The sequence below is a fragment of the Endozoicomonas sp. Z74 genome (genome assembly GCF_057680865.1).
The window spans coordinates 49,142-67,729 of the sequence record NZ_JBLYZI010000021.1 but is presented as its reverse complement, the minus strand read 5'-3'; the positions used below and the strand labels follow the sequence as shown (position 1 = coordinate 67,729).

Annotated in this window: 31 protein-coding genes and 1 tRNA gene; 9 read left to right on the top strand and 23 right to left on the bottom strand. The window is 49.5% G+C overall.

Translation table 11 applies throughout. The features are described 5' to 3' along the window. The first annotated feature begins 113 nt into the window (after nucleotides 1–113). Entirely contained in the window at nucleotides 114–845 is a 732-nt protein-coding gene (locus ACNRUY_RS08675) for a helix-hairpin-helix domain-containing protein (RefSeq protein WP_488111256.1), read from the top strand. A gap of 1 nt (nucleotide 846) precedes the next feature. Here ACNRUY_RS08675 and ACNRUY_RS08670 read toward each other — a convergent pair whose 3' ends face one another. The 3 genes from ACNRUY_RS08670 to ACNRUY_RS08660 form a co-directional block, all read right to left on the bottom strand. After that, on the bottom strand, nucleotides 847–1,134 hold the full coding sequence (locus ACNRUY_RS08670; protein WP_488111255.1) for a type II toxin-antitoxin system RelE/ParE family toxin: 288 nt from the start codon (nucleotides 1,132–1,134) through the stop codon (nucleotides 847–849). Next, nucleotides 1,134–1,403, bottom strand: coding sequence for a type II toxin-antitoxin system Phd/YefM family antitoxin (locus tag ACNRUY_RS08665; protein WP_488111254.1), 270 nt, complete (start codon nucleotides 1,401–1,403; stop codon nucleotides 1,134–1,136). The genes ACNRUY_RS08670 and ACNRUY_RS08665 overlap by 1 nt, the downstream gene beginning before the upstream one ends. 224 nt (nucleotides 1,404–1,627) lie before the next feature. Beyond that, nucleotides 1,628–2,089, bottom strand: coding sequence for a pilin (locus ACNRUY_RS08660; RefSeq protein ID WP_488111259.1), 462 nt, complete (start codon nucleotides 2,087–2,089; stop codon nucleotides 1,628–1,630). 318 nt (nucleotides 2,090–2,407) lie between these two features. On the opposite strand from ACNRUY_RS08660, the gene ACNRUY_RS08655 reads away from it, so the two are divergent. Then, a complete protein-coding gene (locus tag ACNRUY_RS08655; RefSeq protein WP_488111253.1) occupies nucleotides 2,408–2,911 on the top strand; it encodes a hypothetical protein in 504 nt (167 codons plus the stop codon). A 78-nt stretch (nucleotides 2,912–2,989) separates the two neighbouring features. Next, nucleotides 2,990–3,088: a DUF29 family protein gene (locus ACNRUY_RS08650; RefSeq protein ID WP_488111252.1), complete on the top strand. Its 99-nt coding sequence runs from the start codon at nucleotides 2,990–2,992 to the stop codon at nucleotides 3,086–3,088. Between the two features lie 15 nt (nucleotides 3,089–3,103). On the opposite strand, the gene ACNRUY_RS08645 is transcribed toward ACNRUY_RS08650, so the two are convergent. Together ACNRUY_RS08645 and ACNRUY_RS08640 are read right to left on the bottom strand one after the other, a co-directional pair. Further along, the gene (locus ACNRUY_RS08645; RefSeq protein ID WP_488111251.1) at nucleotides 3,104–3,499 is read right to left on the bottom strand and encodes a type II toxin-antitoxin system VapC family toxin; all 396 of its coding nucleotides are present in this window, start codon (nucleotides 3,497–3,499) and stop codon (nucleotides 3,104–3,106) included. Further along, on the bottom strand, nucleotides 3,496–3,768 hold the full coding sequence (locus ACNRUY_RS08640; RefSeq protein WP_488111250.1) for an AbrB/MazE/SpoVT family DNA-binding domain-containing protein: 273 nt from the start codon (nucleotides 3,766–3,768) through the stop codon (nucleotides 3,496–3,498). Before ACNRUY_RS08640 ends, ACNRUY_RS08645 begins: the two co-directional genes overlap by 4 nt. 48 nt (nucleotides 3,769–3,816) lie before the next feature. On the opposite strand from ACNRUY_RS08640, the gene ACNRUY_RS08635 reads away from it, so the two are divergent. Together ACNRUY_RS08635 and ACNRUY_RS08630 are read left to right on the top strand one after the other, a co-directional pair. Further along, nucleotides 3,817–3,990 (top strand): hypothetical protein, encoded by a 174-nt coding sequence (locus ACNRUY_RS08635; protein ID WP_488111258.1) that lies wholly within the window; start codon nucleotides 3,817–3,819, stop codon nucleotides 3,988–3,990. A 50-nt stretch (nucleotides 3,991–4,040) separates the two neighbouring features. Next, nucleotides 4,041–4,271 (top strand): DUF433 domain-containing protein, encoded by a 231-nt coding sequence (locus ACNRUY_RS08630; protein WP_488111249.1) that lies wholly within the window; start codon nucleotides 4,041–4,043, stop codon nucleotides 4,269–4,271. A gap of 26 nt (nucleotides 4,272–4,297) precedes the next feature. On the opposite strand, the gene ACNRUY_RS08625 is transcribed toward ACNRUY_RS08630, so the two are convergent. Both ACNRUY_RS08625 and ACNRUY_RS08620 read right to left on the bottom strand, forming a co-directional pair. Beyond that, complete coding sequence (locus ACNRUY_RS08625) at nucleotides 4,298–4,552, bottom strand: Txe/YoeB family addiction module toxin (protein WP_488111248.1); 255 nt, start codon at nucleotides 4,550–4,552, stop codon at nucleotides 4,298–4,300. Continuing rightward, complete coding sequence (locus tag ACNRUY_RS08620) at nucleotides 4,549–4,803, bottom strand: type II toxin-antitoxin system Phd/YefM family antitoxin (protein WP_488111247.1); 255 nt, start codon at nucleotides 4,801–4,803, stop codon at nucleotides 4,549–4,551. The genes ACNRUY_RS08625 and ACNRUY_RS08620 overlap by 4 nt, the downstream gene beginning before the upstream one ends. 201 nt (nucleotides 4,804–5,004) lie before the next feature. On the opposite strand from ACNRUY_RS08620, the gene ACNRUY_RS08615 reads away from it, so the two are divergent. Together ACNRUY_RS08615 and ACNRUY_RS08610 are read left to right on the top strand one after the other, a co-directional pair. Then, nucleotides 5,005–5,220 (top strand): hypothetical protein, encoded by a 216-nt coding sequence (locus ACNRUY_RS08615; RefSeq protein ID WP_488111246.1) that lies wholly within the window; start codon nucleotides 5,005–5,007, stop codon nucleotides 5,218–5,220. Beyond that, nucleotides 5,217–5,552 carry a type II toxin-antitoxin system RelE/ParE family toxin gene (locus tag ACNRUY_RS08610; protein WP_488111245.1) on the top strand — a complete coding sequence of 112 codons (336 nt, stop codon included), beginning with the start codon at nucleotides 5,217–5,219 and terminating at the stop codon, nucleotides 5,550–5,552. Before ACNRUY_RS08615 ends, ACNRUY_RS08610 begins: the two co-directional genes overlap by 4 nt. A gap of 228 nt (nucleotides 5,553–5,780) precedes the next feature. Here the strand turns inward: ACNRUY_RS08610 and ACNRUY_RS08605 are convergent, their stop codons facing one another. The 6 genes from ACNRUY_RS08605 to ACNRUY_RS08580 form a co-directional block, all read right to left on the bottom strand. Next, nucleotides 5,781–7,103: an O-antigen ligase family protein gene (locus tag ACNRUY_RS08605; protein ID WP_488111244.1), complete on the bottom strand. Its 1,323-nt coding sequence runs from the start codon at nucleotides 7,101–7,103 to the stop codon at nucleotides 5,781–5,783. Between the two features lie 456 nt (nucleotides 7,104–7,559). Then, on the bottom strand, nucleotides 7,560–7,991 hold the full coding sequence (locus ACNRUY_RS08600; RefSeq protein WP_488111243.1) for a pilin: 432 nt from the start codon (nucleotides 7,989–7,991) through the stop codon (nucleotides 7,560–7,562). A 151-nt stretch (nucleotides 7,992–8,142) separates the two neighbouring features. Beyond that, a complete protein-coding gene (locus tag ACNRUY_RS08595; protein ID WP_488111242.1) occupies nucleotides 8,143–8,346 on the bottom strand; it encodes a hypothetical protein in 204 nt (67 codons plus the stop codon). Nucleotides 8,347–8,716: 370 nt separating this feature from the next. Then, a complete protein-coding gene (locus ACNRUY_RS08590; RefSeq protein ID WP_488111241.1) occupies nucleotides 8,717–8,884 on the bottom strand; it encodes a type II toxin-antitoxin system ParD family antitoxin in 168 nt (55 codons plus the stop codon). Between the two features lie 234 nt (nucleotides 8,885–9,118). Next, nucleotides 9,119–9,517, bottom strand: a complete 399-nt coding sequence (locus ACNRUY_RS08585; protein ID WP_488111240.1) for a hypothetical protein — start codon at nucleotides 9,515–9,517, stop codon at nucleotides 9,119–9,121. Nucleotides 9,518–9,524: 7 nt separating this feature from the next. Continuing rightward, nucleotides 9,525–10,016, bottom strand: a complete 492-nt coding sequence (locus tag ACNRUY_RS08580; RefSeq protein ID WP_488111239.1) for a DUF29 domain-containing protein — start codon at nucleotides 10,014–10,016, stop codon at nucleotides 9,525–9,527. 243 nt (nucleotides 10,017–10,259) lie between these two features. Here ACNRUY_RS08580 and pilB point away from each other — a divergent pair, with 243 nt between their 5' ends. Both pilB and ACNRUY_RS08570 read left to right on the top strand, forming a co-directional pair. Continuing rightward, complete coding sequence (gene pilB, locus ACNRUY_RS08575; RefSeq protein WP_488111238.1) at nucleotides 10,260–11,966, top strand: type IV-A pilus assembly ATPase PilB; 1,707 nt, start codon at nucleotides 10,260–10,262, stop codon at nucleotides 11,964–11,966. Nucleotides 11,967–12,128: 162 nt separating this feature from the next. Further along, nucleotides 12,129–12,204, top strand: a tRNA-Thr gene (locus tag ACNRUY_RS08570). Nucleotides 12,205–12,577: 373 nt separating this feature from the next. On the opposite strand, the gene ACNRUY_RS08565 is transcribed toward ACNRUY_RS08570, so the two are convergent. The 10 genes from ACNRUY_RS08565 to ACNRUY_RS08520 all read right to left on the bottom strand — a co-directional run bounded on the left by ACNRUY_RS08565 (nucleotide 12,578) and on the right by ACNRUY_RS08520 (nucleotide 18,563). Beyond that, a complete protein-coding gene (locus ACNRUY_RS08565; RefSeq protein WP_488111237.1) occupies nucleotides 12,578–13,918 on the bottom strand; it encodes a hypothetical protein in 1,341 nt (446 codons plus the stop codon). Next, a complete protein-coding gene (locus ACNRUY_RS08560; RefSeq protein ID WP_488111236.1) occupies nucleotides 13,854–14,234 on the bottom strand; it encodes a hypothetical protein in 381 nt (126 codons plus the stop codon). The genes ACNRUY_RS08565 and ACNRUY_RS08560 overlap by 65 nt, the downstream gene beginning before the upstream one ends. Beyond that, nucleotides 14,231–14,407 carry a hypothetical protein gene (locus tag ACNRUY_RS08555; RefSeq protein ID WP_488111235.1) on the bottom strand — a complete coding sequence of 59 codons (177 nt, stop codon included), beginning with the start codon at nucleotides 14,405–14,407 and terminating at the stop codon, nucleotides 14,231–14,233. Before ACNRUY_RS08555 ends, ACNRUY_RS08560 begins: the two co-directional genes overlap by 4 nt. Next, entirely contained in the window at nucleotides 14,404–14,577 is a 174-nt protein-coding gene (locus ACNRUY_RS08550; RefSeq protein WP_488111234.1) for a hypothetical protein, read from the bottom strand. Before ACNRUY_RS08550 ends, ACNRUY_RS08555 begins: the two co-directional genes overlap by 4 nt. A 101-nt stretch (nucleotides 14,578–14,678) precedes the next feature. Further along, nucleotides 14,679–15,677: a hypothetical protein gene (locus tag ACNRUY_RS08545; protein WP_488111233.1), complete on the bottom strand. Its 999-nt coding sequence runs from the start codon at nucleotides 15,675–15,677 to the stop codon at nucleotides 14,679–14,681. Then, complete coding sequence (locus ACNRUY_RS08540) at nucleotides 15,677–16,162, bottom strand: hypothetical protein (RefSeq protein WP_488111232.1); 486 nt, start codon at nucleotides 16,160–16,162, stop codon at nucleotides 15,677–15,679. The genes ACNRUY_RS08545 and ACNRUY_RS08540 overlap by 1 nt, the downstream gene beginning before the upstream one ends. A 315-nt stretch (nucleotides 16,163–16,477) precedes the next feature. Next, nucleotides 16,478–16,681, bottom strand: a complete 204-nt coding sequence (locus ACNRUY_RS08535) for a hypothetical protein (protein ID WP_488111231.1) — start codon at nucleotides 16,679–16,681, stop codon at nucleotides 16,478–16,480. Nucleotides 16,682–16,871: 190 nt separating this feature from the next. Then, complete coding sequence (locus ACNRUY_RS08530) at nucleotides 16,872–18,134, bottom strand: helicase RepA family protein (RefSeq protein ID WP_488111230.1); 1,263 nt, start codon at nucleotides 18,132–18,134, stop codon at nucleotides 16,872–16,874. After that, nucleotides 18,127–18,318, bottom strand: coding sequence for a hypothetical protein (locus tag ACNRUY_RS08525; protein WP_488111229.1), 192 nt, complete (start codon nucleotides 18,316–18,318; stop codon nucleotides 18,127–18,129). Before ACNRUY_RS08525 ends, ACNRUY_RS08530 begins: the two co-directional genes overlap by 8 nt. Continuing rightward, on the bottom strand, nucleotides 18,318–18,563 hold the full coding sequence (locus ACNRUY_RS08520; protein ID WP_488111228.1) for a hypothetical protein: 246 nt from the start codon (nucleotides 18,561–18,563) through the stop codon (nucleotides 18,318–18,320). Before ACNRUY_RS08520 ends, ACNRUY_RS08525 begins: the two co-directional genes overlap by 1 nt. Nucleotides 18,564–18,588: the final 25 nt, after the last annotated feature.

Sequence of the window (18,588 nt, the reverse complement as noted above, 5' to 3'; positions counted from 1 at the left end):
ACAAAATACCTGTCTCGTTACCTCGGGTGGAAAAGGTTTCTTAAAACTCAACTCTTCTCAGAGGAGGCTTTTTTAGATCAAGTTTCTATACATTGGGTAGAGCAACACTTAATTTGAACAGCGCCGGTCGAACCGGTCATATCACTCCGGTCCTCCATCTGCAGCCCGTCCAGATTCGGGGAGAAACCATCGAAAAAGTATCCCTGGGGAGCATCAATAACCTTCAGCGCCGGAATCTGGCCCCGGGAGACCGCATCAGCATTGGATTAAAAGGAGCGGCCACTCCTGTATTCAATAAAGCACTGTTTCGACCCTCTCACCGCAAGCTCCCCCAATACCCGGATACCGGCCGTTACAGCACCTTTACCTGCCTGACAATGACCGCCGGTTGTGAGCAGCAACTGGTAGCCCGGCTGAACTGGCTGACAGGTCACCATGGGCTGGATCTACCAGGTATGGATAAACCCCATATCGAGACACTGGTGGCTTCAGGACGGGTGAAAGCACTGGCGGATATCCTGAAACTCGATCAGCAAGCCCTGATCAGTGCCGGTATGAGTAAAGAACAGTCTGAAAACTATGTGAAGCGCCTGAAACACCCATTCCCTTTCCGCCGTCAACTGAGAGCCCTCAGCCTGCCCGGTATCGGTGAGTCAAGAACCCGAAAACTGGCCAATACCTTCAATGACTGGAAGGCATTGCTGCTGGCCTCACCGAAAACTCTGAAAGAAAGGGCTGGACTGGGAGAACAGACCATTCAGTCCATGAAGACGTATCTGGAGCAGCCAGAAGTCATGGAGGTGGTGGATTTCTGGATGAAACTCCAGAGCGAAGAGCATCAGTAAATCAGGGGAGTTTCAAAAGACGCTCAGACCGCCATACTCTGACCACAGTAATGGACTTACTCCTTAACAGGTAGACCACACGATAAGGAGGATGAATCAGTTCTCTTAAGTTGTGCTCTTCGAATTCAGGTACTTCACGACCTGAAAGAGGATTAGAAGTTAATCTGTGCGCTTTTTCAATCATTTCAGAAACCAGTTTACGATCTATTTCCGGCACACCTTCATCCTGAAAATAACACTGGATTTCTTGCATATCTTCCAGAGCTGAGCGAGCGAAATCAAGCTCCATTAATCCAGTTCCAGCTTTTCTTTAATATCATCCAGCGACAAGGTATCCCCTTGCCTGGCCTCCATTAACCCCTGGGCAACGGCTTTAATAAAGGCCAGAGATTCCTGGGCTTTTTCATATTCATCAAGCCCCTGAACAACCGCTACCCCCCTGCCCCGGCTGGTTAAAAGAACAGGCCTTTGAGACTCTCGTACATGTTTCACCACTTTCCCAGGGTTCACCTTAAGATCCGACAGAGGAATAACATCTTCTGAAAAGCGGGTATCCATCCGACTGCTCCTTATTAACCTGTTGAGTGACCTATTTATAGCACCTGATTAACCATCGGGAAAATACCTTTTATTTTTAGGCCTTACCCAGAACGTTTCTTGAATAAGCACTGAGTACAAAGAAAAAACCTCTTATTCCCGGGCTATGGGAAATAAGAGGTTTATGGACAGCCTGTAATCTGACCTCTGGATTCCCCCCACTCAGTAAAGAAGGGGGGAGTAGATCAGAACGAACCGTTGGAGTTGCTGTTCCATCCAGGAAAGTCAGTCACCGCGCTGGTAGCGCAAAGGTTGTTGGCCGATGTGATGCTCTGGTTATTACAGGACATGGTCCAGTTGGCCCCAGTGGCATCAGACCGGAAAATCAGAGTCTGGGCTCCGTTGCCTGTACCAAATGAGCTACCTGGAGTGACAACCAGCTCTGCATAAGCGTTATCAGAATAGGTTCCCTGAGTCACTTTGGTTCCTGTCACAGGGGGAACACCATTGCTGCCTGGGGTACAGTTCTGAATCGTTCTTGTCTGGGCGCAAATGGCAACCGAGGTCTGGAAAGCCTTAACCTCACTGAGAGCCGCGCTGGCTGTTGCATTACGGGTATATGACTGATACTGGGGAATCGCCACAGCAGCCAGAATACCGATGATGGCCACAACGATCATCAGTTCGATCAATGTAAAGCCCATCATCCGGGCCTTTTTCATACCTTTTAACATCCCTGTTTTCATGTTGCTGTCCTCAACCGTTAAATGTTCTGCGTGCTCGCTTATGCACTCTTTATGCGTAATGCTTCAGGCCCTGCAATGAGTCGCTTCTCTCTTTAGTCGGCAACGTCCTTCAGCTCTTTAAAGAGTAGGCAAACTCTCCTCTTCATCTGTCTCGCACTGATTTTCTTCAGACCGACCACCTCTTTTTTTCTGCCATCCGTCCGATAGCCACTCTTAGTCGATGCTTTTCAAGGTCGATGTTTTCAAAAAAGCAGAATCAGGGAAGAAGGAATCAAGACAATGGCCATTACCAATAGAATACTTATCAACAATAGAACCGCTTCCTGGCTATCAAGACTGGTTATTCTGGTCATTGTTCTGGTATCGGGGCTCCTGACCGCACTGGTCAGCCTGCAGTTTATTTATCAGCAGCAGGTGGATGACTATTTTTCAAATCATTTATCAAAAGAAGGCTCATCAGAGCGTCACCCTTCGAGTCCTCACGAAAGTGACCAGGCGCTTCAGGAAGACCTGTTGATCATCCGCACCGGCAACAACTGGGTTTCCGCCACCGGACGGCACAGAAAAACCTATGAGCCTCTGCTGGCCAAGGAGCTCGGGGCTTACCAGGGACACCGCTACATCGGCTGGCACGCCAGTTATGAGCAGTGGCAGAAAAACCGCCAGCTCCCCTTCACCCTGATGTACGAAGTAAATTACGAGAAAGGCACCAGTCAGGAGCGCTTTTTCTTTTCAGGCATCCTCCCATCGAAATTGAAAGCCAGGGAAATTCGGGTGGATTGATCCATTTTCCACATTTTTCCCCAAAAGCGCTTTCCAGAAACCTTTAAAAAACTCGCCATTAAAGAAATGAACCGTTGCGTGCAGTCTCATCAAAGACTGGATGAGTCCAGCTTCCCGGATACCTGCCCCTGGACCTTTGAGCAGATTATGGAAGAGGACTGGCTGCCGGAAGATTGAAGGCCAGAAGCAGGATCAAACAACCAGTACAACATCAGCCTGTAAAGAACTCTCTTTGGCTTTTTTAACAAACCGGCGATCAAAGGTATAAAAAGAATGGCAACTTGCGGCCCCTGAGCAGTGAAGTGCATCGGCAAAGTCCATGCCTTCCCGATGGCAGCGCAGAGCCGTTTTCAACGATTCAACATTGGACGTTTTCACATTCGGCAAACCAAGAACAGCCTTCAGGGCATCATTGATCTCAGCCACTTCATATTGATAGCTGTATCTGAGCACCCATTCTGTCTCAAGAAATACAGTATCGCTGATATAAACAAGGGGCCTTTCAAACAAGAGACATGCTTTTTTATACTGATGCTCATCATCCCTCGTGAGGAGCCTGACTAAAACATTAGTGTCAATACCAATCACTCCTGCTCCTCCTGTCTCTCCTCAACACCACGGCGAATCCCTTCATCCATATCTTCAATTGAACGCGCCGACTGATTCTTCCGATATAAAAAGCCTGCAACCTTATCCAGAGAGGTTTCTTTTACATCCGGATAAACAGGTCTGAGTAAAACCCCTTCTTTCGTCAGCTCCAGCTGGAAAGGCTGCCCCGGTTTAAGCCCCAGGGTCTCTCGAATCGCTGCCGGAATCACCACCTGTCCCTTGCTTGACATCACCGTTTGCTGATCCATAAAAACCTCCAAAAACAGGTAAGACGAAAGTAAGACGCCCATAAAACAATAGGAGAAATCAAACAGTTGTGCAAACTCATCAACATTCGCCTGTCCAACCGGGACCTGGCGGCCATCCAGTCAAAGGCCCAGCGGGAAGGCATCCCCTACCAGACGCTGGTGTCCAGCATTATTCACAAGTATGTGTCCGGCTCCCTGCAAGACATTACCACCAAGCCCTGAACATCCTTATCGCCAAGGATGTTCATAGTGCCGGATAACAGGAGAAAACCATGGATAAAAAAAACGATGATGACTATCTACGGCACATAGACATTGACCCGTCCAAACGCTTCGGAAAACCCTGCATCAAAGGTACTCGTATCACGGTTGCCGATATTCTTGAAATGCTGGCAAATGGCATGACCCAGCAGGCGATTCTGGAAGACCACCCAAATCTGGAGGCCAGTCACATCAGGGCCGCTCTGCTTTATGCGGCCCACCTCCTACCCAGTACAGCCTGATGCTCGACTGAAAGTCAGGAAGCGAATCAATAATGGTAGCGGCATTGAACAATAACAATAGAAGCATCCGTAACTTTATACACCAGCCGATGCTCCCGGTCGATTCTTCTTGACCAATACCCCGCCCACTGATGCTTCAAGGGCTCCGGGTCACCCAATCCTTGAAAGGGTTCACGCTGAATATCCCGGATCAGGGCGTTAATACGCTTAAGCTGCTTCTTATCAATCTTCTGCCAGTAAAGATAATCATCCCAACCTGGATCTGCCCAGGACAGTATCATTCGTCAATCAACCCATGTTCTGAAGCGTTACCCGACTCAACCTGCTCAATCGCTTCATTCAACCGTCGGGCATTATTCGGGCTGGCCATCAGATAGGCCGTTTCCTGATAGGACTGAAAATCTTCCAAAGACATCACCACTGCGGGTTTACCGTTTTGCCGGGTGACCATCACCGGCTTGTGATTGTCATTCACCCGGTCCAGAGTTTTCGCCAGATTGCCCCGAAAATCGCTATAGCTCATCACATCCATACATTCTCCTCCTCTCCTTTTAATATCGACGAAAAACATTGTACGTATTTTTGTACCTATCGACCAAGAATCATTCGGAATAAAGCCTGCCTGAGAGCCCGTAGATCAATTACAGAAATAAAGTCAAAATCGATATTGCTCTGTTACACTTCACTCACAATAATTGAAAAAACAGTCATTATTCCAGGTGGGCAAACCGTTATGAAAGAAAATGAAACCAACATACAGGAAAGACTGCAGCAAGAAATTCTGCAGGTGCCCAGAGAATACCTGCCAGCCTTACTCAGTATTGTGCACAGCTTTCGGGAAAGCGTTGCCCTCGACAACGCTGAAGACTCTTTCGAAAAAGGGTGGAAAGAGGTTCGTGAAGGTGATGTCCAACCCATTGACGAGCTATGGAAAGGGCTTGATCATTGACCCGGCTGCTTTTCACCCATGAGTTTAAGCGCTCATTGACGAAGCTGTTGAAAAAATACCGTAACTTGCGTGAAGACCTTGAACCCTTGCTGAACGACTTATCTGCAGGGCTGACTCCGGGTGACCGTCTTCAGATTTCAGGATCAGTGCTCTACAAAGTCAGAGTTCGTAACCAGAACGCCAAGCGAGGCAAGAGCGGCGGTTATCGAGTCATCTACTATCTTCAAACCCAAGAGGATATTATCCTCGTAACGCTGTACAGCAAATCAGAACAGGCTGATATTCAAGACGAGCAGATTCGGATGATCATTGATCGTTATCGAGAAAAATAGTCAGCTTCTCTCTCCAGTCTGTCTTGTTCCCATGCTCTTTAGGCTTTTAGGTCTTTAGGCCCTTCGGGTCCCAGTCGCGACTTTATGCCTTTAGGATTGGTCCCCGAAATAACGTCCCTATTTCCAAATACTCCTGCCTCGTTCGGGCTCAGGGTGAACGGAGGCGGAGTGCAAACCGGGTAGTTACGCAAGGACTATTCCTTAGCCAAGAGCGTGAGAAAGGGTTAATTAACCACCCGATACAAAGTCCCCATTTAACCAGAACCGAGGGGCATTCTCCTCCATGCTTTTGAACAGCGAATACTCCCCCAACCAGAATTCGTGATAAAAAATCCAATAGAAGGTCACCAGCAAACCACCCAGCACCACAAGCCAGATTCCTTTTTCCAGTCGGCTCACTGGTGAGGAAGACTGTGCTCTATCACGAAAATGAAAAGTAATTGCACTTCCGGCCACCAGCACCAAAAGCAGCTGGCTTAAAGGGGTAATAAACACACCGCTCACCTGGGCATACAGCCCGGAAGTCAGCAGAGACATAAACACCGCTACCTGAACATTGGCATCGGATTCACTCAGCCCCCCACCCCGGATTCGGGCTCTCAACCCCATCATATAGCGAAAGCCGCCATACACCGACAGAGAAACCATCAATAAGGTAGCCGCCGCCCCCCATTCACTAAGCCATTGCAACAGAATATTATGGGGAGAACCTGGCCAGCTCACAGAAACAATAAACTGTTGAGGGCCCACCCCTATCCAGGGTGACTGCTTGAACAGTTGCCAGGCGGTCGTCCAAAGTTCAAGGCGCCCGCTCCCCCCCCCACTTATCCGAGCCACAGCATTGCTTGCTCCTTGTCCCTGTCCGATAAGCCATGGAATAAACTGCAACAACAACAGGTAAACAAAAAGCCCCAAAATCAAAGCCTTCAGATGCACTCTCAGCAACGTCATGGCCTGCTGACGAAAGGCCAGAACACTGACCCCGAAAACAGCCAGTAAGGCGAAGGGTAAACCACGCACAGCAGTCACCATCATAAAGAAATAAAGACAGGCCAGCCCAAACCCGCTGAACCGCTGCCACCGGCCTCTGGCCATCAGAGGCAACAAGGCCAGCAAGGGAATCAGCCAGCCCTGCACATGGTTAAAGGTTCTGGGATTGGAATACTCATGGGTAGAATGGCTCCAGGGAAGGGGCTGGTATTCCAGAAACAGAATGTATTGAAAAAAATACCCTATGCAATAGAAGAGCAGAGCAACAGAGGCTCCCCAAAGCACAGCATACCAATGGCGTTCCTGTAGGCCTGCAATGGAGGTCAGACCCGCCATACATAACAGAATCCCATATAGCCCCACTTCCTGAAGACCTTTCTGGGGGTAATTGGACAAAAGACTGCTCACGACGCCCAGGCAAAGCACCATCAACAAGCCAAGACGAAGGGGCAAAGGGAAATTACCCAATCGCTCCCAGAGAGCCTGCCGGACGGCGTATGAAAAACGAAAAGGCAGTAATACCACAGCAAACAGCAGCAGTGCCATCAACAGTTTCAGCACCCGTTTGCCGTTAAACCCCTGGGGACTGAAGGGTAGCTGTACCAAACCCGAGAGTTGAACACAGACCAGCAAAGCAGGAATCGCGAAAAAGAGTAAAAGCCGGAGTTGAGCTGAATAGATTGAAACTGAATTGAAGGGTGTCGCTTTTGGGAGATGCTTAAGGGAAGGAGTGAACGACATGAGTTTTCTTTTTAAGCCTGCTAGCAAAGAGCCCGAGAACCAGTCAACTACAATCTGACCGGCTTCCCCCTCGCTCCCATGCCCTTTAGGTCCCAGTTGCGCTTTTATGCCAATTTTAGGGCACCCGGCGCTTGTTGGGGTGCACTTCATCCCTGAGGATATTCTGCGTGGGAGTGCTCACCTTTCAGTAAGTTCGCACCCCTCTGAGCAGGTAGGCATTCCCACGCGGGGACCCGGAGGGCCTAAAGGCCTAAAAGCGTGGGAACAAGTTAGGCGTTACGAAGAAAATCCTGGATAATTAGCGACTGCATCCTGTGTACACAAGTCATTTGGATCATCTGCCGTAACAGAACCCCTGTCACAAGTTACGGTCCAAACTGCTCCAGTAGTATCAGGAGTAAATGTTAATGACTGCGAGCCAAAGGCACCACCAGGTTCAACATCGAAGGTTGCATCATCAGTGCCCTGAGTTACCACCCCTAGTTCGCCTGGAACATTACCGCCGCCAACAGAACATTCAGAGACAGGGTTACTTTGTAGGCACACAGCTATGTTTGTCTTATAAGAATTTGCTTCAGCAAGAGCTGCTGTAGCTTGGGCATTTCTCGTATAAGCCTGATACTGCGGAATCGCTACCGCTGCCAAAATACCAATGATCGCAACAGCGATCATCAATTCAATCAGAGTAAAACCCTGCTGTTTTTTCATGTTCTTCTGTCCCCCAGGACTGTATTCACGAATTATTGCGACAGCGCCACCCACCTCCCCCCGAGAGGAAAGAAACCGGCGACACTCTCTTCAAAGAGCCTCTGGGCTGCCCGGCCTTATTAAACAAGCCAGGTTCTGCAAACCAGAAAACTCAATTACAACAGCTGAAGCTGCATTCTTTATTGGTGAAAGCGCTGCTGTTTTCCCCCTCATCCCAGCCTTCTCCCAAATGGAGAAGGGGAAGAGCGTTCACATCAACGGCACCTTCACCACGGCTGTTTCGACTGAAGTACTGCTCTTCCTCCAGCCGCCAACCTGTTGTACTTTTCCGGCAGACCAAAAGGGCTGCCTCCATGCTCGCTCCCTGAACACTGATCCTGAATACCCATCCTCCTGAAGCGCCGTTTTTACCGGGTAAAAACGTTTTTTCACAGCAGGCAGTACATCGGGTATCAATAGCACCGTCGTACAATATCACGCCACCCCAGGGCTCTCAAGGGGCTTTACGTCAGGGTTAGCAGCAGGAACGCCGGTTCATTGATTTCGATGCCGTTTCGACAAAATCAAGTGTAAAAATTGAGAAGAAGTTCAAAAAAACAACACGCAAAATAACACCAGGTGTCGTTTAATTTAGAGAAACAGGAGAGGGCGATTCAGAAGAAAAATCATACACATTCAGTCACACGGGCCATTGTGTCCTTTTTCAGTTTTACCTTCAAAGCGCTTCAGTGGATTAACAGGTGGCGCCTGTGAAGCTTATCCAGAAAGGCATCCGGGTCAAAGTCCTGATCCACCGGGCTGTTTTCACCTTTGAGGCACTCTGCCTTCAAAGCCTCGAGCTTTTCCTCCTCCTCTTCCTGCCGTTTAAGACCCGCCTGAACCATTCTTGACATCTCGCCACCTCAATTAATGCCCCCAAAAGCTGGCCAAAACCGGATAACCCACTACCCTTCAAAAACCAACATTGACGCTCTGGAAAAACAATGGGGAACCATAACGTAGATGATATAAAAGCCATGGCAAAAGCATTGCAGGCTCAGAGTAAAATCCGCAACTACCGAGGCAAATTTTGCTGGAAAGGCAACCTGGATGAAATGAGCGTCGATCATAAAGGCACAATCAATGCCTCACTGATGAAAATACCAATTCACAATAAAGACACTGAGAATGGTGGTGATCAAACCACCGAAGGTGATCCAGAACTGTCGGCTTAATCCGGCCATATCGGTTCGGACACCTGCCACTTCACGGTGCAGGTCGGTTCGAACACTGGCAATTTCCCGGTGCAGGTCCGTCCGGACACCGGAAATTTCATGACGAAGGTCCGTACGCACCTCCTTGATTTCATTTTTCAGTTCGTTATATCGGGTCTCGGTGGTCAACTGAACCTGAAGAATCGCCTCTTGAAGCATCAATACATCTTTTTTACTGGCATTATGATCCGGATCCAGAGAGAGGCTGACCTCATAAGCCAGCTCATCATCAATACCCACACGCTTCAGGCCTTCATACAGGGATTTGCTCATAAAGGATTCATTCCACCTCAGGAAGAAACTGATGATCCAGAAGCTGATCCACGGTCCATGGACACACTTCTGACAACGTATCCGGAAGCAATTTCAATCGATCCGACTGGATATATCGGTTTAACTGTTCAACAGCAGCCTTTCGAGCCCTTGGATAACTGTTTTCAACAGCGGTGGCCAGCTGAGACTTAAGGCACGGACTGCTTTCCAGCAACAACATCATCTGGGTTCTGGGGTTATTAATGCTGGGCATCCAGGTATGCATGACTTTGTCCTGAACCCAGGGGTCTTTCAGCCGGTTCAACTGATAATCCAGTTTCAGCAAATGAGTCATTAAAATCACCAGGTGCGACTCCAGTTCTCTGACCTCACCCTTACCCACGTCTTCCAGCTCCTCAAGCAGGTTGTCAACATCCAGCTCATCAAAGCGATGCGCCTTCAGCAGTGCCTGCTGCTGCTTCACCCACTGGTAGAAATCACGTTCGTACAGGTTATCCATAAGCCCCTCCTTCCGGACTTTCACTGTAGCTCAACTTTCATGCCTGTTGGGAAAAGATGCCTATACCCGTCGCCTTTGAAGCTGCTACTTTGTGGCTGCGTAGCAACTCCAAATCCTTTGGGTATATAGCAAAGCAAAAGCGTCAGCCGCGTCTCAGTTAACGGTCTCTCCCTTAACTATCGAACGGGGATGCTGATATAGTAATTAACAATCAATGTTAAAATTCATGGACCGACACGGGTTATGGCAAACAAACCACTGAATGGGCTGGCCGCCCGCCTGCTGGCCGACCAGCTGCTTGACGAAGATGCCATTCACGACGCCGAAGCCAAAGCGTCCAAAGCACGTAAATCCCTTTCCCGATACCTCCTCGATGAAAAACTGGTGGCTCCGAAAAATCTTCTGCTGGCCACCGCCGAAGAGTTTGGCCTGCCGGTGATCGACCTGAGTGCCTTTGACAAGGACCATGTCCCCACCGACGCCGTTCAGGAAAAACTGATCCGCAAACACAATCTGCTGCCCCTGAGCAAACGGGGAGCCAAACTCTATGTGGCGATTTCTGACCCATCGGATCATCAGGGTATTGACGAAGTCCGCTTCACCACGGGGCTCAGCGTGGATACAGTACTGGCTGAGCCAGAAGCCCTGGAGAAACTGATTGACCGGGCTCTGGATGATTCCGGAGATGCCCTGTCCGGCCTGGACGATGATGAATTCGGCAACCTGGAGGAGCTTGAAGTCGGTGCTGCCGAAGAGGGGGGAGACGATGTTCAGGCCGGCGGTGAAGATGACACCCCGGTGGTGAAGTTCGTGAATAAGATGCTGCTGTCTGCCATCAAGGGAGGCGCTTCGGATCTTCACTTCGAACCCTATGAAAAATCCTACCGGGTTCGCTTCCGGACTGATGGCGTCCTTCATGAAGTCACCCGTCCCCCCTCAGCCCTGGCCCCCAGAATCGCCTCCCGCCTGAAGATTATGTCCGCCATGGACATTTCCGAGCGGAGAAAGCCTCAGGATGGCCGGATCAAAATGAAGCTGTCGAAATCCAAGGCCATCGACTTCCGGGTGAACACCCTGCCCACCCTGTGGGGGGAAAAAATTGTCCTCCGAATACTCGATCCTTCCAGCGCCAAAATGGGCATTGACGCCCTGGGTTACGAAGAAGAGCAGAAGGCCATGTATATGGAGGCCCTGCACCAGCCCCAGGGCATGATTCTGGTGACCGGTCCCACCGGTTCCGGTAAAACCGTGTCCCTCTACACCGGCCTGAATATCCTGAACACCCCGGAAAGAAACATTTCCACCGCTGAAGACCCGGTGGAAATCAACCTGGAGGGGATCAACCAGGTGAACGTCAATCCAAAACAGGGGATGGACTTCAGCCAGGCGCTCCGGGCGTTTCTGCGTCAGGACCCGGACATCATCATGGTGGGGGAGATCCGGGACCTGGAAACCGCCAACATTGCCATCAAGGCGGCCCAGACCGGCCATATGGTCATGTCGACCCTGCACACCAACAGTGCGGCAGAAACCCTGACCCGTTTGCAGAACATGGGGGTACCCGCTTTTAACATCGCCACCTCGGTCAGCCTGATCATCGCCCAGCGCCTGGCCCGAAGACTGTGCAATAACTGTAAAGTGAAAATAGATATCCCCAAAGAGACTCTGCTGGAAGAAGGCTTCACTGAAGAGCAGGCCGCCAATGCCGAGATCTTCGGCCCCAAAGGTTGCGACAGCTGCAACAAGGGTTATAAGGGCCGGGTGGGTATTTACGAGGTGGTGTCCATCACCCCGGGAATGCAGCAGATCATCATGGAAGAGGGCAACTCCCTGGAAATTTCCGAACAGTCCCAGAAAGAAGGGTTCAACAACCTGAGGCAGTCAGGCCTGTTGAAAGCCCTGGAAGGGGTCACCAGTCTGGAAGAGGTTAACCGGGTGACGCAGGATTAATGCCTTTCCTTTTGCTATGGGCATGGGGTTTCCAGTGGAAACCCATCGGCTCTTCTGAGCAGACCTTTCAGAAAAAGGCGGTGAATACCCCACCGTCAGCCTTCTCCCCTCTACCATCCAGCTTGCACCTGCGGCCATCTGTGATATAAAGTCTCCACGCTTGCCGGTATAGCTCAGTTGGTAGAGCAGCTCATTCGTAATGAGAAGGTCGGAGGTTCGACTCCTCTTACCGGCACCAGTAAAATCAATGACTTACAATAATTGCAGTAGTTGACCAGTAAGCCCGGTACCCCCGTGGTACCCCTTTTCCTCAATAAACCTCACTTTTCCACACGTTGTGGATAACAATGGTTTTTAATACCGGTAAGATGATTTACCGGCAGTAAGGATTATTTCTGGATCCAGGCGCCGGCATTTCCGAGTAAAACAGTCGGGTATATCTTTGTGGAGGGCATAACTCAAACTCCAACTTACACAGCCTGCGGAAGTTCCCTACAGCTCAGTAACCACGCGGCCTACCATGATTTCGAGCAACAAAAAAGGCCGCCCGGTAAGGTAGCCCTCAATATTCTTATTAATAATGATTCTCAATACCGTAAACAGCCTCTCATCTACGTAGCAAACCCTATATGGAAGCCTGTTACGTAGTTCTCAATGGGAAGTATTTGCATACAGCCATACCCCAAGCTGTCCAGAACATGATCCAGGCCGCTTTCCTTGTCTGGAAGCATATTCTTAAAGCCCTGGCTCACCAATGCCCTGTGAAGGGTTGGGCATCGCTCTTGATTCACATATAGCCGTCTTTCTCCGTGTCCATCACAGAAGGCTCTATTTACAGTATTCACCCTGTCCAGAATGGCTGGGTTTCTGTTTTCCACCTGAACATCAAAGCCGTACTTCTCGATAATTCTAATATCTGTCGTATCACTACTTGTTTTGCGCTGTCGTCCTGCTGCATCTGGGTAGACGGTAATACCCTTCCGGTGAATGTTTGGCAGATTATGCCTGTAGACCGTTTCTCTATTCAGATAGGCTGCATACCTGGACAACAGCCTTTGACAGATATCATCGGTGTTATATCCATCTGTAATTTCATCAATACAGTGGAACTGGCCGTTACGCTCAACCATGACCACGGCTGCACACTGGGTAATATTAAAGTCCATCCCTATATGCAAGTGGTCAAACTCTTCCAGAAGCTCACCTGATCCGTTTAACAGTGGGTCGTACTCCACGTAGACAAGATCATGGTTGATAGCTTCGATGTTGCCCTCAATGAAAGCACCGTGTCTGTGCCTTGGCACGCTGGACTTCAGGTTATCAATGTAATCCTGAGTCATAACAGGGTTGGAATAGGTCGGGGCTTGTATCAGCTCAAACTGATCTGTTTTATTCAGCACCCAACGATCATACATAAATCCACCAGTCCCATGATCGGGAGTGGTGGCAACTGCAACCGTGTTATGTCCGTTGGTGATTGGCTGCCGGTTCCTGGCTACAACCATTCTCCATATTATTTCCGCCTTCAGTAGCGGCAAGGTGTCCAGCTCATCAATAACAGAATGTGCTACCTCGTACGCCACTACGCGCTCTGGCCGATCAAGTGAACGTAGGTGAATATCTCCAAGCCCTTCTACAGAAATAACCGGGGTCGGTGTGGACCTTGTTTTAAATCCGATGCCCCACTCTGTCAGCATCTCAGGAATCTTCGCCTTTACCGTCATATTTACCAGATCATACGTTGGTAAATAGTAGGCGGCATTTGATCCAGGGTTCTCCTGCATCTTTAAAAGGATTCTGGCAATGGCGGCGTGGGTTTTACCAGCACCATACCCGGCAACAAAAGCCGGGAATCTTGACTCAGACTTCAGGAATGATATCTGTGGCTCACTTAGCGGTATGGCTTGTGAAGCTGATTGTTGGCGCTTCTGCCTGCTTTTCTTCACGCTCACGTTTCATATCCCCGTCAATATGGCTCATGGTCTTAATTGCGCTGATAACATCGCTTGGCTTGCTTTCTGGGTCATCTACAATCTCCTGAAGCTTCAGCATTTTCAGCCTGTATACAGCCTCCTCAGGGCTGTTATTGCGCTTCCTTGTTGTTATCTCTTCAGCTATCGCCCTGCGCTTCATCATGCGCCATACGGAAGTATCAGAAGCTTCAATACCAGCCTTTTGGGCTGCTTCTCTGGCATCACCGAAACCACCCACCTGATACCAGTCAATAAACTTGATATCCTGAACGCTTAATGCTTTTCTCTCTCTCATTCTGTCACCCCGTAGCGTTCTTCAATTTCTCGTAATTCAACCTGAAGGCGCAAGTCGTTAGCCTTCGCCTTGTATTCCTTGGCTCCCTCAAGGTTTTTATTGGCTCGCAGTCTTGCCGCCAGCTTTTCAGCCTGAGCCAGCTCTCTTTTCATGTCGGCAAGGGTAAAACTCATTGCTGCTCTCCGTTTATCGTCATGGCCAGAATACGCTTCTTGGTTTCAATGGCTTTCAGCCTGAATACTCTGGCCTGACTGCCTCTGTTTTTCTGCCCCTGGAAGAATGCCCACCGATCCTCCTGGCATCTCAGAAGGTTTTTAAGATCTCTAAGTGTCGGCTGATTCATTACTACCCCCAGATATAGAAAAGGGGGCCTGAACCCCCTTCTGTTATGCCCTTAATCGCCCTAACAGAAGCTTGAGTCAAAGCTGCTGTCAAAGCTCGGGCCTATGGCTTTCCCGTTGCTGGAGCCGCGAGGAACGCTACCGGTACATTCTTCCGGGAGAATTTCCGCCCCCAGTTAGCAGGAAGCGCCAGTTCTGCCAGCGTTGGGGATTCTCCTGTCACAGTCGTGTTTTTCCATGTCCACCCCAGTGGATGAATAGAGAATGTTTTCCTGGTGACAAGGGTTTCTACGCCGCCACCGTCACCGCCGAGTGCATCACGTTGGGTCTCTACCGGGTTCTTGGGATTGCCCATACCGTAACCGAACGCGCCTGGAGCAATCAGAGCGGAAATATAATTCGCTCCATCCTTAGGCATCAGGTCAGACACGATAAGGCGCATACCTGAGACAGTAGGTACTGTCATACTGTCGTCAGAGGGACGCAGGTATTCGATTTCCCGGTTCTTCCTGAACTGCTTGGCAACGTCAGAATGAACAACCATTGTTGTAAGATCGGCCGCCATGTCTCCCATTGTGTACCCGGCTTCCACCACGTCATCTATAGTCGTTGCTGTGCCGGTGTGGATCATGTCTCCATCGTTTCCGCCATTGGCTGACGTTTGCTTATTGGAAAGATAGATACCCTTCAGCATTGCAATAACTCTGTGCTCAAGGTGTCGCCGCCAATAAGAATCCGTTCTTTGGGCGATGCGCTGCATAGGGTCGCTTCCTGCCAGTTCGCTGGCCAGATCCGCGGCGCTCCAAGCCTGGTTGGCTCGAATGATGCGCCCTTGCATGGTTTCCGCCGTTACCTGCTTTGGTGTCGCCTTACTGTCATGCTTTCCGCTGGAATAGTTGGGGTCAAGCTCTGCCCCTTGTAGATCCTTCCAATAGGGAACTTCATACAGGTTCGCAGTACCAGACGCGCCCTGCTGAATGATGTTGTTTTTTACCAGCGCCCCAGAATCAAAGAACGCGGTTTTCTCTGCGATATCCTCAGCGGAATATTCCAGCCAATTATCTGGAATGATTACGTTTTGCAGTGAGTCAACGCCTGCCATTATTTAAGCCCATAGTTGTTTTGTTGCTGTTGGCTGGCTGGCCGCTGACCAGTTCCGCTCGTTGGGGCCTGACCACCAGAAGCGCGGCTTCTGATAATCACTGCTGCAAAGTCCGGGTTCTCTTTAATGGACTTTTCCCAATCATCGCGGTTTTCCAGTTTCTCGCCTGCTGGAGAGAAGTATTCGACGGTATAAGCCCCGTCTTCGGCTTTGTTGACACGCAATGTCATGGCCAGTGCTGCTTTAGTAACGACGGCAGACTGAGGCATAACATGATTCTCGATCAGTGAATCAAGTGCTTTCGTCTTTGTGTCTTCTGCTGACTGGCGGTCTCTGTCGTCAATGCTTACCCGCAGGGTTTCATTTTCTCCAGATAGCTCGGTAACTTTTGCCCTGGCTGTTTTGAGTTCAGACAATAGCTCGTCACGCTTCGCCTCAAGCGCGCTAACTGATTTCTGAAGCTCTTCTACTGTCTGTTCACTCATAACTAATACCTGACTAAATTACTCAGGCTTTCTTATACGCTTAAGCGGGTATTTATGCAAGTTATTGCTATAGATATGCAGTTTTATGAATGGTTGTCGCGCGGTGTGTGAAATCTGGAAGGATTGTCTGGGGATAGTGCTGTTCTGTGCAGGCTGGCGCATGATTCCAGTCTGGAACCATCAAGCCTTAAACGCATGGATGGTCAGATTTTCCGACCATCTATTTTTCCTCAATCTCCAGACAAAAAAAAACCCCATCCGAAACCGGCGGGGCTGTATATCAATCACCAAGTAGTGAGTCGCTATTATGAATGGTTATTCATCTTTTGTGAATATCTCTTTTTCCTCATCCTCTCCCAGTCGTTCGACCACCGCCTTGATTCTCCTGGACAACTCCCTGTCCACGTCCATCATCGCCAGGTGGGAACCGCTATCGAATGCCTCATATGCTATTTCATGCATCCTGGCTCGTTCTTCCAGTCTGGCGGCGATTTGTGTCAGTTCTTGAACGTTGTTCATGGTTTGTACTGCTCTATGATCTTAGATGTCACCCCACCCATAAAACCTATTATACAAAATGGTGGGGGGGGGGCTGTTGCTTGGTAGCCTCACCTCTGCAATCTGTGTAAGGGATTTATCGATTGAGGCGCTTTCTCTTTAACACCTCTCCACTGGTTTTCCTTACACAACCTTGCGAGGCGAGGCACGATTACTCCTGTGAAATCAGGCGTAGAGCGTCGTCCTCGTCCTGGCTAACCAGCTCCCTTTCTATCAGTTGGTTAAGCGTTCTCCCGAAGTTCTTCTGCTTACCACCCTGAGCCTTGAAGTCATCAAGAATAACTTGTCTGTTCGTTGGCTCTCCGCTTGCTGCCCTTGACCTGATAGCCTGTAGAACCGCCTCCTGGTTCCCTGTTAGCTTCACTGGCTTGTCGTCCTCAATCTCTGGCGGCTCCTTGCCCGTTGTCGATGGAACAAGGGTAGTAACTTCATCCCCGTCTTCATCGTGCATCAGAAAGCGCGTAGCCATGTCGAACGCCTGCGTTGGTTGAGGCTCACTGTCTTTTGCCTTTGTGCATGAAAGGGTGTAATACATCCCTTTATCAGGTCTATCTACGCGGTATTCAAAATCACAAGCACCTCTCAGGGCTGAGGATCCGCGTGCATCCTTTTTCTCATCCTTCCCGGTGTGATGAACAACGATCACAGAAGCCCCTGTTGCTGCCTTTATCTTGTCGCATCCAGCAACAAATAGATTCATGTCGGCTGTTCTGTTCTCATCAGCCCCACCGAAGCACCTAGCCAACGTATCAACAAATACCGCCGACACCTTTTCGCCCGTTTCATCCTGAATTCTAATCACCGTATTAATCAGCATTGATACTTGTTCATAGCTACCAATGAATACCGGTACGCTTATTGAATAAAGCCAATCAACTTGTTTTCTGTTGTTGTATGTAATCTGCCACCCGAGCGCGCGACGCTTTACCCCTAGACCGCCTTCTGCTGCAACGTACAAAACCGGAGACTTTACGCACCTGTTCCCATTCCATTCTCTGCCAGACGCTATAGACGATGCCCAGCTAATAGCATGGAATGATTTAAATGACTCTGAAGCCCCATAAATAACGCCGAATGACGATTCAGGGATATATTTTTTTACCGTCCAGTTTATTTTTTTATCATATCCATCTGTGATGTTTTCATAAGGAAAAAAATCAGACGTACCACCATATGCCGGGTTTCCTGCGTCCGCTGGTATTTCAGCCTCATCGATGTCTGAATACTCTGGCCTAATGTATTCTACCGATTCATTGGCCGCCTTTTTTTCTTTTCGGCTTGACGCTCTATCGGTTGTTGGATTGATTGACATTCTTTCACGCCTTGAAAGGTCTGATTCAGGCGCGGCTGAAACCATGCTTAAAGCCTCGCTTAATGCGGCTCGACCTACGTCAATGCTTTGTCTGCTACTCATCACGCTCCCCATTCTTCAGAATTTCTTCGAGTATTTCTGCCGCCTCATCAGCTTTTCTGGCTTTGTTTAGCCATTCTTCCCGCTCTTTATCAGGCTTGTTTTTGTTTGTCGAAATAAACCGATAAGAAACACTGGCATCAAGAAGCGCTAGCAAGCACACCTTAATAAATTCACGCTGCGTCATCACTTCACCGCCCTATAAAGCTTTGCCAACCCTTCACGATGCGCCGCCATTCTGCTGGCCTTGCGCGCTGATCTTGCGCCTTTGAAGCGTTCGACCTTGGCCTTGTAATCAAGCCATTGTTCCCAGGTGGGTTCTTTACTGGTTGACCAGCAATGATTAACCCAGAAATTGAAAGCCTCTGCTGGCCAGTCTGCTGGGTAGAATTTCCGCTTCATGTTGCGGTAATGGGATGGGGCTACAATCATTGTCCAGCCCTCCAAGCTTTCAAAA

Coding starts and splice junctions, on each gene's coding strand:
- ACNRUY_RS08670 (WP_488111255.1), bottom strand. CDS start 1,134: ATGGAGCTTGATTTCGCTCGCTCAGCTCTGGAAGATATGCAAGAAATC.
- ACNRUY_RS08665 (WP_488111254.1), bottom strand. CDS start 1,403: ATGGATACCCGCTTTTCAGAAGATGTTATTCCTCTGTCGGATCTTAAG.
- ACNRUY_RS08660 (WP_488111259.1), bottom strand. CDS start 2,089: ATGATGGGCTTTACATTGATCGAACTGATGATCGTTGTGGCCATCATC.
- ACNRUY_RS08655 (WP_488111253.1), top strand. CDS start 2,408: ATGGCCATTACCAATAGAATACTTATCAACAATAGAACCGCTTCCTGG.
- ACNRUY_RS08640 (WP_488111250.1), bottom strand. CDS start 3,768: ATGGATCAGCAAACGGTGATGTCAAGCAAGGGACAGGTGGTGATTCCG.
- ACNRUY_RS08630 (WP_488111249.1), top strand. CDS start 4,041: ATGGATAAAAAAAACGATGATGACTATCTACGGCACATAGACATTGAC.
- ACNRUY_RS08625 (WP_488111248.1), bottom strand. CDS start 4,552: ATGATACTGTCCTGGGCAGATCCAGGTTGGGATGATTATCTTTACTGG.
- ACNRUY_RS08620 (WP_488111247.1), bottom strand. CDS start 4,803: ATGGATGTGATGAGCTATAGCGATTTTCGGGGCAATCTGGCGAAAACT.
- ACNRUY_RS08615 (WP_488111246.1), top strand. CDS start 5,005: ATGAAAGAAAATGAAACCAACATACAGGAAAGACTGCAGCAAGAAATT.
- ACNRUY_RS08600 (WP_488111243.1), bottom strand. CDS start 7,991: ATGAAAAAACAGCAGGGTTTTACTCTGATTGAATTGATGATCGCTGTT.
- ACNRUY_RS08595 (WP_488111242.1), bottom strand. CDS start 8,346: ATGGAGGCAGCCCTTTTGGTCTGCCGGAAAAGTACAACAGGTTGGCGG.
- ACNRUY_RS08590 (WP_488111241.1), bottom strand. CDS start 8,884: ATGTCAAGAATGGTTCAGGCGGGTCTTAAACGGCAGGAAGAGGAGGAG.
- ACNRUY_RS08585 (WP_488111240.1), bottom strand. CDS start 9,517: ATGAGCAAATCCCTGTATGAAGGCCTGAAGCGTGTGGGTATTGATGAT.
- ACNRUY_RS08580 (WP_488111239.1), bottom strand. CDS start 10,016: ATGGATAACCTGTACGAACGTGATTTCTACCAGTGGGTGAAGCAGCAG.
- pilB (WP_488111238.1), top strand. CDS start 10,260: ATGGCAAACAAACCACTGAATGGGCTGGCCGCCCGCCTGCTGGCCGAC.
- ACNRUY_RS08560 (WP_488111236.1), bottom strand. CDS start 14,234: ATGAGAGAGAGAAAAGCATTAAGCGTTCAGGATATCAAGTTTATTGAC.
- ACNRUY_RS08555 (WP_488111235.1), bottom strand. CDS start 14,407: ATGAGTTTTACCCTTGCCGACATGAAAAGAGAGCTGGCTCAGGCTGAA.
- ACNRUY_RS08550 (WP_488111234.1), bottom strand. CDS start 14,577: ATGAATCAGCCGACACTTAGAGATCTTAAAAACCTTCTGAGATGCCAG.
- ACNRUY_RS08545 (WP_488111233.1), bottom strand. CDS start 15,677: ATGGCAGGCGTTGACTCACTGCAAAACGTAATCATTCCAGATAATTGG.
- ACNRUY_RS08540 (WP_488111232.1), bottom strand. CDS start 16,162: ATGAGTGAACAGACAGTAGAAGAGCTTCAGAAATCAGTTAGCGCGCTT.
- ACNRUY_RS08535 (WP_488111231.1), bottom strand. CDS start 16,681: ATGAACAACGTTCAAGAACTGACACAAATCGCCGCCAGACTGGAAGAA.
- ACNRUY_RS08530 (WP_488111230.1), bottom strand. CDS start 18,134: ATGAGTAGCAGACAAAGCATTGACGTAGGTCGAGCCGCATTAAGCGAG.
- ACNRUY_RS08525 (WP_488111229.1), bottom strand. CDS start 18,318: ATGACGCAGCGTGAATTTATTAAGGTGTGCTTGCTAGCGCTTCTTGAT.
- ACNRUY_RS08520 (WP_488111228.1), bottom strand. CDS start 18,563: ATGATTGTAGCCCCATCCCATTACCGCAACATGAAGCGGAAATTCTAC.